The sequence below is a fragment of the Clostridium zhoujianii genome (genome assembly GCF_051590805.1).
Classification (GTDB): Bacteria; Bacillota; Clostridia; order Clostridiales; family Clostridiaceae; genus Clostridium.
The window spans coordinates 769,063-782,433 of sequence record NZ_JBPUTF010000001.1; the positions used below are offsets into that span (position 1 = coordinate 769,063).

Below are 13,371 nucleotides of genomic sequence, written 5' to 3' on the forward strand. Positions count from 1 at the left end.
TATGAATATACAGATTTTTGGCACTAAAAAATGTTTTGATACAAAAAAGGCAGAAAGATTTTTTAAAGAGAGAAGAATTAAGTATCAATTAATTGATATGAAGGAAAAAGGCATGAGTAAGGGAGAATTATCTTCAGTAAAAACTTCTGTAGGTATTAATGAACTTATAAATGTTAAGTCTAAGAATTACAAAAATTCAAATCTAGGAAATATAAGAAGTGCCGAGGTTAAGGAAGAGATTTTGCTTAAAGATCAAAGCTTACTAAATACACCTATAGTTAGAAATGGCAGAAATGCCACTGTAGGGTATAAGGCTGAAATTTGGGAAGAATGGATTAAGGAAAGTTAGTATGAATTTAAGTAAAAAGGGAAGCAAGTTATACTTGCTTCCCTTTAGTTTTACTTTTTAAAAGTTTTTTTATTAGATTTCTTTGAACCTTTAGTTGTAGATTTAGACTTTGATTTTAACTTCTTACTTGTTATTTTCTTTTTGGAGGGTTTATTCTCACTAGTCTTTTTTTCAGCAGCTTTATTATCAGTAACTACATTCTTTCTAACAGAATATCCAAATGAACCTATACTTTTATTAGTCATTGGGTAGTATTCACCATGACAATAATTAATTAAGTTTGCATTTTCAAAGTGAAGCTTACCTTTTTCATCTAATAATTTCTCATCAATATGAGAACAAAGAACATCAGCAATGATTAAATCATGAGTACCTAAAGAAATAATCTGATTTACCTTACACTCAATTGCAACTGGGCATTCATCAATGTAAGAAGCATCTATTTGCTCACAAGCCTTCATAGTAAAATTCATTTCTTTGATCTTATCATTTCTTCTTCCAGTTCTAACCCCACAATAATCAAGAGCCTTTACCATACCTGAGTGAGGCAAGTTAACCACAAAGGACATAGACTCTTTAATATATTCATAGGATAGTCTTTCTGGTCTAACTGATATAGAAAGCATTGGCGGTTTGGTACAAACTGTACCTGTCCAAGCAACAGTGAATACATTTTCCTTGCCTTCCTTATTTTTTGTAGTTATTAAAACAGCAGGAACTGGATTTAAAACTACACTTCCTTTAAAATCTATTTTACTCATATAATAAACACCTCATAATATTTTAATTCATTTGTTACGGCAAAATTATAGCATTATTTATTATTTTTAGCTATTACAATTTGCCCAACAGATATACCTCCATCATTTGTAGTGATATTAATTCTATTAATTTTAGAAAGGATAGGAGAATTGTCATAAACCTTAGTTACAAATTTAGCTATATTTATTTGAAGACCTTCTAGGTGAATTGATATACCTTACTATTATTAAATAACTCTAAAGAATAATGACATAAATAAAGTTAAATGAAAATTTATAAATTTCTATTTTCAATATCAAGTATTGGCGAAAATAGTCGAAACATAATACTATAGACCAATAAAAGAGGAGTGATAGATATGAGTAGGGTAACTAGTGAGAAACATATTTTGAATAGTAAAAAAGTTAAAACAATTAGAAGTAAGATAATTAAAGTTATGATTGTTATAGCAACAATACCAATTATATTACTTGGTGTATCATCTGAGGCTGAGTTTTCAAAAGCTAGCAAAAGAGAGTTTAATAGTAGTGCTAAAAGCTTAACTATGGCAGTTGAAGATAATGTAAATAGTAAATTTACAATAGTAGAAAATTTACTTGATTATATTGCTTTATCAAACAAATTAGATGGTAGTGAAGAAAGTGAAAGTAGTATAGTAAAGGAATTAACTATGATTACAGAAGGAAATAGCGGTGTCAGATCAACCTTTTACTTTACACCGAATGATAACAAAACTAGGATATATCCAAATGTAGAAATACCTGCAGATATTGATTCTAAAACAAGAGAATGGTACATAAAAGCCATAGAAAATAATGGTGACCTAGCAGTTACTGATATGTACAAGGATGCAGTTACTGGAGAAAATATGGTAACAATTTCAAAGGCCTTATTAGATGGTGGAAATGTCAAAGGAGTGATAGGTGCTGATATTGAGTTAGGTAATATTGTTGATATAGTATCAAATGCAAGGTTTGGAGATAATGGAGTTGTAAGTATAGTAGATGCAAAAGGCACAACTATAGTACATAAGAACCAAGATTTCATAGGCACTAGTTATATATCTAAAAGCGATGAATGGGACACAATATTAAAGGAAGATAGTGCTATAACAGAAACTAAATTTGATGGCGTAAAGTATAAAATAGCATCAGAAACATCTGATGTTACTGGCTGGAAGGTAATATTGCAAGTGCCAACAAGGGAGATAGAGGAAAGTGCAAGAAGATTTAGATATATATTAGGTGGAATCATTATTGTAGTTTTAGCTGCTATAGTGGTTATTGGGAAAAGGTTCTCTGATGAAATTGGAAATAGCATAAAAATAATAAAAGAAGGCAGTATTAAGGCAGCTAACGGTGATCTTAGTGAAGATATACTTCTTTCTACTGGAGATGAACTAGAAGAATTAGCATTAAGCTTTAATGAAATGCAAAGCAAGATAGCTAGCCTTGTTAGTAGTGTAAATGATTCTATACAGGATGTTAATACTACTTCAATAAACTTAGCAAGTATGAGCGAAGAAGTGGCGGCTTCAGTAGGAGAAGTAGCAACAACTGTTGGAGAGATATCAAAGGGAACAATGGAATCTGCTAATAACCTTGAAATATTATCATCTGATTTAGATGATGTATCTAATGAATTAAATTTAATAGATAGTGCTACTAGAAATATTAATGAAATGGCAAAGAAAACTAATGATTTAAGTAAAGAAGGAATTAATATGATTAATGATGTTAAAGTTAAATCATTAGATACAAAGGCTAGTAGCCAAGAAGTAAATACAGTAGTATCAATGGTTTCGGAAAGTGTAAATAGTATTGGTGTTATGAATGAAACTATTTCAAAAATAACTGAACAAACTAACTTATTAGCATTAAATGCAGCAATAGAAGCTGCAAGAGCTGGTGAAGCTGGAAGAGGATTTGCAGTAGTAGCAGATGAAATTAGAAAACTAGCAGAACAAACTTCTGAATCAGCTAAGGAAATAGATGATGTTATTAAGGCTATTGGTACAAAAGTACAGGAGGCTGTATGTAAAGTTAAAGAAACTAGCGAAACTGTTGAGAGTCAGGAAAAGTCTGTAGTAACTGCTGAAAAGATATTTGTTAATATAATAAAGTCAGTTGAAGATTTAACAGAAAAACTTGAGGAAATAACAGTAGGGATTAATGAAGTAAATAATAAAAAGAATAATGTTGTAAATCAAACACAAAATCTATCTGCTATAGGAGAAGAGACGGCAGCAGGATCTGAAGAAGTAGCGGCATCTTGCGAGGAAGTAGCAGCATCGACTGATGAATTTGCAGGGTATGCAAATAAGCTAAAGAATTTATCTAATACATTAGATAAAGAAATACGTAAATTTAAACTTAAATAAAAAATAAGCTAGCCTAGGCTAGCTTATTTTAATATCTTCTTCTTCTTCTAGTTCTTTTTCTACCCATATTGCCCATCATTTTAATAATGAATACTATTAACACTATTATTATTATCACAACAGCAACAACAGCTAAGTAAACTAAAAGATTAGCATTTATAAGTTGCATTGTAGTTACATCTACAGTTCCTTTAACTTCAGTTGTAAAGTCTCTTGCTGTAACTGTTAAAGGAGTAGTATTTTCAGAAGCAACCTTCCATGCATCATTATTGTCAGAGTTTAACTTTATCTCTGTTTCTTTATCATTAATTGAGTTTGAGTATAGTTTTACATCTTCAGCTAATTTTACAGGAGCTGTTATAGTTTTAGTAGGACCAAAGAATCTAAATAGTTTATATTCAAGTTCTACTGAATCAATTTCTTCTCCAGACTTTTTATAAACTTCTTTATCTGCTGCATAACTATAAGTCATCATACTATCTAAATCTTCAAATTTTTTAAGATCTAGCACATCACTACCACCAACACATTTTAAAACAGTACCAATTAACTTACGACCATTTCTTTCATATACTCCAGTGAAACAACCACCAGCTTGGTTTGTTATTCCGGTTTTTCCACCGATATTACCGTTCTTACCAAGTTCTTTATTTCTAGTCTCTAAAGTTACAATAGTGTTTCCAGGTAGTGTAACTTTTGGATCAACAAGTTGCATTGTTTCTCTGATCCATTCATTTTCATAGACTATTTTTGTAAGTCTTGCTAATTCATAAGCAGTTGAGAAATTCACGTCTCCATTAGGGCCAGGAACTCCATTTGGATTACCAAAGACAGTATTATTAAGTCCTAATTCTTTTGCTTTAGCATTCATCATAGCAACAAACTTATCAGCATCTCCAGCTACATGATCTGCTATCATATAAGCAAAGTCATTTCCTGAATAAACAAGTAGGCCCTTCATGACTGTATCAGCATCTACTGTATCACCTATCTTGAATTCTTTGCCGTAAGGTCTCATTTTTTCACTATCTATAGTGTATGGTGGTTGAGCCTTAGCTGATTCGGTATATGTAATTTGATCTGTCTTTTTTGCATTTTCTGCAAAAAGTAATGCAGTCATTATTTTTGTGGTACTAGCTAATGCCATTCTTTCAGTACCATTCTTGTCATAGATTACTTCGCCTGTTTCGTAATCCATAACAATTCCTGCTTTTGAAATAATATCAGGCTGAGACTCTTTGGCATGAACCTTACTAGCAAATGGTGCTAATAAAGATATGGAAAGAGTTAATGCCAGGGTTTTTAGTAAATTTTTCTTAGTCACGATTTATCTCCCCATCTCTTTGAATTTAGTTTGTGAAAACATTTTTAGTATAACATTTATAAATTTTAATAACAATATGAAAAATTACATTATTATTAAATTCCTTATAATAACTCTTATAATAATACATGCTATTGTAAAGAATAAAGACAAGATAAAAAAGTGAGGTGATAGTAGTGAAAAAAGTTAAAGTAATTATTCTATCTGTGGTATTTATTATGATTTACCTAATGAACCCTATTTATGCAAATTCTACTGTTGAAGGTACGAAATTTGTATATTTAACCTTCGATGATGGACCCTCTGAATCAAATACTTTAAAAATTTTAGATGTATTAAATGCAAGTGGGGTAAAGGCAAGTTTCTTTGTTGTAGGTGGAAATGTTAAGAAGTTTCCAGAAATTGTGAAAAAAGTGGACAGGGATAAAATGGCCATATTCCCTCATTGTAACAATCATGCTTATGAGGAATTATACAGTACGAAAGAATATTACTTTAATGATTTGGTTACCTGTAATAATACAATAAATAATATTATAGGTAGAGAGAAAAAATTAAATTTTGTAAGGATGCCTGGTGGATCAGATAATTTAGTAGGATCGGCTCAGGTATTATCATCAATTAGAAGTGAGCTATCTAATAGAGGGATAAATTATATTGATTGGAATATTGATTCTGGGGATGCATCTGCAGTAAGAGTATCTACAGCCAATATTAAAACTAATATAAATAAGTTCGCAGGCTCTTATAAAATAGAAGTGCTTTTAATGCACGATTTGGAAAATAAAGATACAACTACTCAAGCTCTTAAGGAAGTAATAGAAGAATATAAAGCAATGGGATATACCTTCAAGACTCTAGATGAGATTCAACCTTGGGAGTTAGAGTATTTAAAGAAAATAAAAGTTATAAATAGATAAGTAGATTGTGAAATTCTTATATTCTAATATTGTTTAGAATATAAGAATTTCTTTTAATTAAATTCTTTTGACTTTTATAAGTACAAGCCTAAAAAGTTAAAAAAGCTATTGACTCTAACCTTACGTCATAGCTTACTATTAGATTGTAAGGTAGTAAAAGAAAGGGAGATGAGATTATGTCATATAAGGTAAAAGAGGTTGCAGGAATTTGTGGAGTAAGCGTACGAACACTTCATCACTATGATCAAATAGGATTATTAAAACCTAAGCAGATTACTTCAGCTGGGTATAGAATTTATACAGATAGTGATCTTGAAAGGTTGCAACAAATTTTATTCTTTAAGGAGCTTGATTTTAACCTGCAGGAGATCAAGAATATTTTAGATGATCCATCCTTTGATAGAAAGCTAGCTTTAAAAACTCATAGGGAATTACTGATAGAAAAAAGAGAAAGAATTGAAAGAATAATAAAGTCAGTAGATAACACTATAGAATCAATAGAAGGAGAAAAAAAGATGAGCAAGAAAGATATGTTTGATGGTTTTGATATGAGTAAAATAGAAGAGCATAAAGCAAAGTATGCTGAGGAAACTAAAGAAAAGTATGGAGAGAGCGATGCTTATAAGGAAAGTGAAAAAAAGACTGGTAAATATTCAAAAGAAGACTGGTCAAGAGTCATGGGAGAAGCAAATGAAATTTATAATAAGATAGCTAATCTTATGGAGAGAGGACCTGAAGATGAAGAGGTGCAAAAGCTAGTAGAGGAGTGGAGAAATCATATAACTAAGAATTTCTATAATTGTACTCCAGAAATCTTCGCTGGACTTGGGCAAATGTATGTTTATGATGAGCGTTTTACTAAAAATATAGATAAAGTAAAGCCAGGTTTAGCACAGTTCTTAAGTAATGCTATGGAGATATATTGTAAAAATTTAGGATTGTAAACTCTTAAATAATATTAAAGAGGAAATTAAAAAGACTCTATCCAATGAAATCATTTCTATCAAGTAGATAGTTAAGGTGATGCATTGTGATAGAGGCTTTTTACGTTTGTACAAGTATTTTAATAGTTTGATTCAGACTATATTTATTTCTATCTAGGATTATGTTATCGAAAAATGTTGGTATAGGTATGAGTACTTGCGGCAAGAATCTCTATAGAGGTGAATACTATGGAAATTTTTGATATAAATAATGAAAAGATAGAAACTTTATTTGAAGAAAAACTATGTAAACCTGGAGATCTTAAAGAATGCCCACATTGTGATGGGAAATTAGTGATAAAGTACGGAAATTATAAAAATGGTCAGAGGTATTTATGTAAGGAGTGTTTCAAAACTTTTTCTAAAAGGACTAATACACCAATTTATTACTCCAAAAAGAAACTAAGTTTATGGGTTGATTTCATTGATCTTATGTTTAAGAAAGAAACATTAAGAAATTCATCAAATGAACTAAAAATAGGCTTAACAACTTCATTTTATTGGAGGCATAAGGTAATGCATGCATTAATGCCCTTAAATCAGGCAAAAAAATTAGAGAGTACTGTTGAGATAACAAAGATACTTGTAAAGGAAAACTTCAAAGGAAGTAAAAATCCACCAGTTGGAGAAAGAGATGTATTATGGGTAATTACTGCAGCAGATTGTAGTAAAAGAATTTTAGCATGTCCAATTAGCAAAAATATATGGGATAGAAAGAGGTTTGAAAAGGTAGTTTATTCATGTATAGACAAAGATTCATATTTAAGCACTTATGGTGATAGGTACTTAGGAATAGTTGCAGGAGAACACAATAAGGATAAAGATGAAGAAAATCAAAAAAATGTTAGTTATATACTTAGAGAAGGAATTTTACGAAAATATCTTAAAGATGTAGTTTCAGCTTTGATTAAATATCATGGTGTTGCTACAAAGTATATAACATATTATTTGTCATGGATAAAAATATTTTGTATCTCCCAAAATACTAGTGCCCTAGATATGTTATGTAAATTAAGTAGATATGGCGATTACATACGTAGAAAAGATCTAAAATTCATCAAAGCAATTTAGTACTTTAAAATTAGTTGTTTATCAAAAGGTAGTTTATTTCATATATAGGTATATTACTTTACCAACATTTATAGATAACATAAGATAGGTTTTTGATGTATAGAATATAGTGCACAGTTACAGGTCTTTGACGAACTGACCATTGAGTGCAGTATATTTGCAAAAATCAGATAGCTAGTCATGAGAAGTAAAAAAGGAAAGCCCCACAAATAATCCAGTATAAAATAAAGACTTAAAGGAGTTATTTGTAGGACTTTCATTAGTGTATATTCAATTAAAGAAAAATTTATTTATTATCCTTAAATCTATTAAGGATATGTTCTTTAGCCTTTAATTCAAAAGTATCATCAAGGGGTTCTATCTCAACATTACCATACTTTTTATCTAAAGCAAGTTTTAACATTCTATCTGCTAGTTCAGGATTTTTTGCAAGCAATGAACCATGGAAATATGTACAGAAGGTATTCTTATAAATACAGCCTTCATGTCCATCATCACCATTATTACCATATCCATGAACACATTTACCAAGAGGCTTTAGGTCGTTGATAAAAGTTCTACCAGAGTGGTTTTCAAACCCAACATAGGTTTCATTAAAATCCTCATTGTAAATCACAGTATTACCAATAAGTCTTTTATCACCAGCTTCTGTGTAAATATCTAATATACCAAGACCTTCTAGCTTTTCTCCATTTGGAGCTCTATAGTGTTTACCAAGAAGTTGATATCCACCGCAGATTGCTAGAAAAACTTTTTCATCCTCAATATATTTAGTTATTGAAATTCTCTTAGTGGTTTTTAAGTCATCTGCTACTATTGATTGTTCATAGTCTTGACCACCACCAAAGAATACGATATCCATATCATCACCATTGAATTCATCATTAAGAGAAACATCAATTAAATTTACTTTTATTCCACGACTTTCAGCTCTATTTTTTAATATAAGTATATTACCAACGTCACCATAAACATTTAATAGATCAGGGTAAAGATGACAAATATTTAATTCCATAACTTACAACTCCTCTCTACCAAAGTTTTTCTATATAGCCTTTTCCATGTAGATACTTTCTATAATTAATCATGGCTGTATAAGTTGCTAAAATATATATTCTATCCGTACTACTATTCTTTATTTTTTCAGTTAAAGCTTCATAGTTCTCTTCTAAAATGAATTTACTTGAATCAAGGCCAGCAGTTTTTAATCTTACTGCCATATCATACATTCTGATACCTGATACAAAAACATCTTTAATAGGTAATGAAGGAAGTCTTTCGAAATCTACATCCCATATCCAAGACACATCAGTTCCATCAGCATAGTTATCATTTAACATAAATAAAGTAGAAAAATCTTCTTTATTTAAACAAAGAGTATCTATAGCTTGATTATATCCCGCAGGATTTTTAACTAAGATTATTTTAGCCTTCTTATTTTCAATTATTATTTCTTCCTGTCTACCAAAGCTTGAATCTTGCTTTCCTAAAGATTTTCCAATGATATCACTTTCTATTCCCATTTCCTTACCGATTGAGAATGCACATAAACCATTATAAATGTTATAAATACCTGATTGACTTACAGTTAATTCAGTATCATTAATAACAACAGTTGAAGAGTTAGGACTTAATTCAACTATTTCATTAACAGCATAATTAAGTTCAGCTCTCTTATATCCACATTCTTCGCAATAGAAATCTCCTAAATGGTTATAAGTAATAAAGTTATATTGGTAAGGAGATTTGCAAAACTTACAGAATTTAGCATCTGCATTTACGTCTATTTTACTATCTTCCTTAACAGCCTTATTGAATCCATAGAAAACAGATGGATTAGGTACTTGTAACTTACCAAATAAAGAATCATCTCCATTTAAGACAAGTTTTGAAGTTGGAACTTTCTCAACACCTTCTAATATTTTAGTAAGGGTTGTATATACTTCACCGTATCTATCAAGCTGATCTCTAAATAGATTAGTTATTGTTATAATTTCTGGTGTTATATATTCGGTAACGAATTTTACATTAGCTTCATCTACCTCAATAATTGCATAACTTCCTTCATTATTTTTAAAGAAACTATAGTTATCAATAAAACAAGCAACTATACCCCTAAAAAGATTGGCACCAGTATTATTTGTAATAACTCTAAGGCCTTTTTCCTTGAAAATGTTGGTAATCATACTAGTTGTAGTAGTCTTACCATTTGTACCTGTAACTAAAATTACTTTATATCCTTTTGAAACCTTCTTTAAGATTTGTTTATCAAACTTTAAGGCAACAGTTCCAGGGAAGGTACTACCCCCCTTAAGGATGTGTTTGGAAAGAAATAATGTGACTTTAGCAGCTAATATGCCTAAAATAGATTTAATACTAATCTTACTCACCACCTTAAACGCTCTTATATATAGTATGTCCTTAAAATTAAAGTTATAAACTTCGACATTAAGTATAGCATAAACTTCTTTTGGAACCAATTTATTTTTAGTGGATTTTTTGAAGTAGGAATGATAGAATGTTAAATATGTAAACGTATGGAGTTGTGAAAATAGGAGGGGAACTATGGATAAGTTCACAAATGGATTAAAAGGTGGCATTAGGGATTTAGGGATGAGGTATAAAAAACTTACAGATAAAAACCCTAAAATTGACACAGTAGTAACATTAGTGGGAGTTATGTTATTTGCATTTTTAGTAATGTTTATATGCCAAAAAGCAATGGGATCAAGTGCTGAAAATATAGCGACAAATAATGCAGAAGCAGGTTTTTATGAAAGGGATTATGACACTGCAATATCAGAATATGAAAAGCTTCAAGAAGGAGATGAATGGCCTTTATATACTGCTAAATTAGCTGAGGTTTATTCAGTAAAAGGGGATTATGTAAAGTCAAATAAACTTTTAGAAGAAGCTTATGAGAAGAGAAATAATCTTATAGATAAAAATGGTAAGAAAAAATATAATAATGTTGATGGAGACTTAGGTAATTATTTAGCATTTACAGCATTAATGAATGGTGATAATAAAAGAGCTTTAGAGTATGGAGAAATATTCATGGAGCAAAATAAGGCTAATAAGGGTCTTGAAAGAACCATGTTTACTATTTATATGGTTAATGGTGAAATAGATAAAGCTAAGGCATTAATAGAAGAATATCCTGTAGATAAGGAATCAGCTTATGATTTAGCGATATTTGCAAGAATGAATATCTTAGTTGATGACTGGGATAAAGGGTTAGACACATTAAAAGAAGCTTGGTATAAAAATAAAGATGAAATAAAAGTATTCGATGTTATAGCTCAGATAGCAGCTTATAATAAGGATGATATTATTAAAAGACTATCAGAATTATCTGAGAAAAATCCAGATGAAATTGCATATAAGGTCTGGTTGATTAAGTGTTACTCAATGCTTGAGGCCACAACAGATGAGGCAAATAGGTTATTAGAAGAAGTGAAGGGGGAAGATTTAGGTAATGTTGTATTTAATACAGTAATAGCAAAAATCTACCAACACTCAGATAGAAAAGAAGAAGCAGAAGAAATATTAAATAATATTATAAAGAGCGAGAAAGATTCATTCATTGGCTATCACACAGCAGCATGGTACTATTTAGATATGGGAGATCCAGATAAGGCCTTTGAATTATGCAAAAAGAGTATATTAGAAAATAAGGATTACCCAGATAATTATGGATTCCTAATACCTGAAATAATGATGAAGAAAAAGCAAAGTGAGATAGCAGAACCTTACTTTAGAACAGCATTATTAAAAGAACCTTTCAATTATAATATAATGCTTAAGATTGCAGATTATTATTGGTATACTGCAGAAAATGGAGAGAAGGCATATGAATACTTTAACCTTGCTTCATTAGTAAAGCCAAATGATCCTGAAATTTATTACAATATGGCTATGATTAAATTAAAAGGTGATAAAGAAGATGAAGCAATAGAACTATTAAAGAAATGTATTAGTATTGATGAAACTTCAACAAAATATCATAGGACATTAGGAACAGTTTATCTTAATCAAGAAAAAAATGCGGAAGCTATAAAAGAGATAAGAGCAGCATATGCGGTAGATAAAAGTGATATAAGTACGTTAAACAATGCAGGGTGTTTCTATATTTCAATTGAGGGAGATATAGAAAGAGGAATGACAAATTTAAAGGCAGCTTATGATGGATTATTAGATTCTACGGACATAGAAACTAGAAATACTATTACAGAAAACTATCAAAAAGCAAAAGAATTATATGATGCGTACAATAAGAATGACGGTTCTAAGTTAACAGTTCCAGAATTCAATTTATTCTATTAATAAATGTGATATAAGTAAGGGCTATCCCATCCTATAAAGAACTCTAAAATTTTAGAGTTCTTTATAGGATGTAGGGGGTCCTTACTTCTATTTTAATAAGTTTTATAATAATTTTAAAAAAGTGAGTTTTTTCTTTTGCCTATTGTCAGGAAAAAACGTATAATAGTAATGATAAATTACAAAAGAAAGGTCTAGGGGGTAGAATATGTATCCAATAAAATTTGAAAACCTATACTATGAGAGAATTTGGGGAGGCAGAGACTTAGAAGCATTTAGAGACAACCTTCCAGAAGGCGTTATTGGCGAAAGTTGGGATATAGCTTGTCATAGAAATGGAACAGGAATTATAGAAAATGGTGAACTTAAGGGAATGTCCTTTAAGGAGTTAATAGAAAAATACGGTGAAGAGGTAGTTGGAAAGAAGATTGATAAGGAAAACTTCCCACTATTAATTAAGTTAATAAATGCAAAGGATAAGCTTTCAGTTCAAGTTCATCCAGATGATGAGTATGCAAAAAGAGTTGAAAATGACTTAGGAAAGACAGAAGCATGGTATGTAGTAGATGCAGAAGAAGGCGCATCACTAATAGTAGGAACAAAAAATTGCGACAAAGAGGTCTTTAGAAAGGCTATTGAAGATGGAAATCTAGAACCTTATTTAAACAAGATACCAGTAAAAAAAGGTGATATGTTCTATGTACAAAGTGGACTAGTTCATGCTATATGTGAAGGTGTGACTATTGCTGAAATACAACAAAGTAGTGATACTACATATAGAGTATATGATTTTAATCGTGGTAGAGAAATACATGTAGAGAAAGCATTAGATGTTATTGATTTTTCGCTAAAGGGTGAAAATACAAAGGGAATAACAATACATGAAGAAGGTTTTGATAGGACAATTCTTTGTGTAAGTGAATTCTTTGCTATAGAAAAGTATGATGTGAAAAGTAAAGTAGAGGAAAGTAGTGATGAAGATAGATTCTTCCTATTTACTTGTGTTGAAGGAAAAGGAAAGATTAGGTCTAATGGATATGAGCTAGAAATTAAACTTGGAGACAGTGTATTAATACCTGCAACCCTAGGAGCATATACACTAGAAGGAGAATTTGTATTACTAAAGAGTTATGTACCTGATCTAAAGGAAGAAAAAGATAAAATTTTAAATAAAGTATTTAAATAGGAAATAGTAGAGAGTGAATAGATAATAGTGAAGAGTTAATTGGGGTAGGTGATTATTTACAGAAAATAATTAG

At 30.4% G+C, this 13,371-nt stretch carries 11 protein-coding genes; 7 read left to right on the plus strand and 4 right to left on the minus strand.

Annotated elements, in window-relative coordinates:
- Position 1 precedes the first annotated feature (1 nt).
- Positions 2-349 carry an arsenate reductase family protein gene (locus tag ACSYT2_RS03480; RefSeq protein WP_430855781.1) on the plus strand — a complete coding sequence of 116 codons (348 nt, stop codon included), beginning with the start codon at positions 2-4 and terminating at the stop codon, positions 347-349.
- Between the two features lie 50 nt (positions 350-399).
- Here ACSYT2_RS03480 and ACSYT2_RS03485 read toward each other — a convergent pair whose 3' ends face one another.
- Positions 400-1,110, minus strand: coding sequence for a flavin reductase family protein (locus tag ACSYT2_RS03485; RefSeq protein ID WP_430855782.1), 711 nt, complete (start codon positions 1,108-1,110; stop codon positions 400-402).
- Between the two features lie 359 nt (positions 1,111-1,469).
- Here ACSYT2_RS03485 and ACSYT2_RS03490 point away from each other — a divergent pair, with 359 nt between their 5' ends.
- Entirely contained in the window at positions 1,470-3,491 is a 2,022-nt protein-coding gene (locus ACSYT2_RS03490) for a methyl-accepting chemotaxis protein (RefSeq protein ID WP_438383522.1), read from the plus strand.
- A 28-nt stretch (positions 3,492-3,519) separates the two neighbouring features.
- Here ACSYT2_RS03490 and ACSYT2_RS03495 read toward each other — a convergent pair whose 3' ends face one another.
- A complete protein-coding gene (locus ACSYT2_RS03495; RefSeq protein ID WP_430855784.1) occupies positions 3,520-4,815 on the minus strand; it encodes a D-alanyl-D-alanine carboxypeptidase family protein in 1,296 nt (431 codons plus the stop codon).
- A 176-nt stretch (positions 4,816-4,991) separates the two neighbouring features.
- Between ACSYT2_RS03495 and ACSYT2_RS03500 the strand changes: the two genes are divergently transcribed.
- The 3 genes from ACSYT2_RS03500 (at position 4,992) to ACSYT2_RS03510 (ending at position 7,789) form a co-directional block, all read left to right on the plus strand.
- The gene (locus ACSYT2_RS03500; RefSeq protein ID WP_430855785.1) at positions 4,992-5,735 is read left to right on the plus strand and encodes a polysaccharide deacetylase family protein; all 744 of its coding nucleotides are present in this window, start codon (positions 4,992-4,994) and stop codon (positions 5,733-5,735) included.
- Positions 5,736-5,911: 176 nt separating this feature from the next.
- The gene (locus tag ACSYT2_RS03505; protein ID WP_438383526.1) at positions 5,912-6,679 is read left to right on the plus strand and encodes a MerR family transcriptional regulator; all 768 of its coding nucleotides are present in this window, start codon (positions 5,912-5,914) and stop codon (positions 6,677-6,679) included.
- Positions 6,680-6,907: 228 nt separating this feature from the next.
- The gene (locus ACSYT2_RS03510) at positions 6,908-7,789 is read left to right on the plus strand and encodes a transposase-like zinc-binding domain-containing protein (protein ID WP_430855787.1); all 882 of its coding nucleotides are present in this window, start codon (positions 6,908-6,910) and stop codon (positions 7,787-7,789) included.
- A 286-nt stretch (positions 7,790-8,075) separates the two neighbouring features.
- Here the strand turns inward: ACSYT2_RS03510 and ACSYT2_RS03515 are convergent, their stop codons facing one another.
- Entirely contained in the window at positions 8,076-8,804 is a 729-nt protein-coding gene (locus ACSYT2_RS03515) for a type 1 glutamine amidotransferase (RefSeq protein ID WP_438383529.1), read from the minus strand.
- A 16-nt stretch (positions 8,805-8,820) separates the two neighbouring features.
- A complete protein-coding gene (locus ACSYT2_RS03520) occupies positions 8,821-10,179 on the minus strand; it encodes a MurT ligase domain-containing protein (RefSeq protein WP_438383530.1) in 1,359 nt (452 codons plus the stop codon).
- Between the two features lie 175 nt (positions 10,180-10,354).
- Here ACSYT2_RS03520 and ACSYT2_RS03525 point away from each other — a divergent pair, with 175 nt between their 5' ends.
- Together ACSYT2_RS03525 and ACSYT2_RS03530 are read left to right on the plus strand one after the other, a co-directional pair.
- Positions 10,355-12,115 (plus strand): tetratricopeptide repeat protein, encoded by a 1,761-nt coding sequence (locus ACSYT2_RS03525; protein WP_430855790.1) that lies wholly within the window; start codon positions 10,355-10,357, stop codon positions 12,113-12,115.
- A 205-nt stretch (positions 12,116-12,320) separates the two neighbouring features.
- Positions 12,321-13,298: a type I phosphomannose isomerase catalytic subunit gene (locus ACSYT2_RS03530; protein ID WP_438383532.1), complete on the plus strand. Its 978-nt coding sequence runs from the start codon at positions 12,321-12,323 to the stop codon at positions 13,296-13,298.
- Positions 13,299-13,371: the final 73 nt, after the last annotated feature.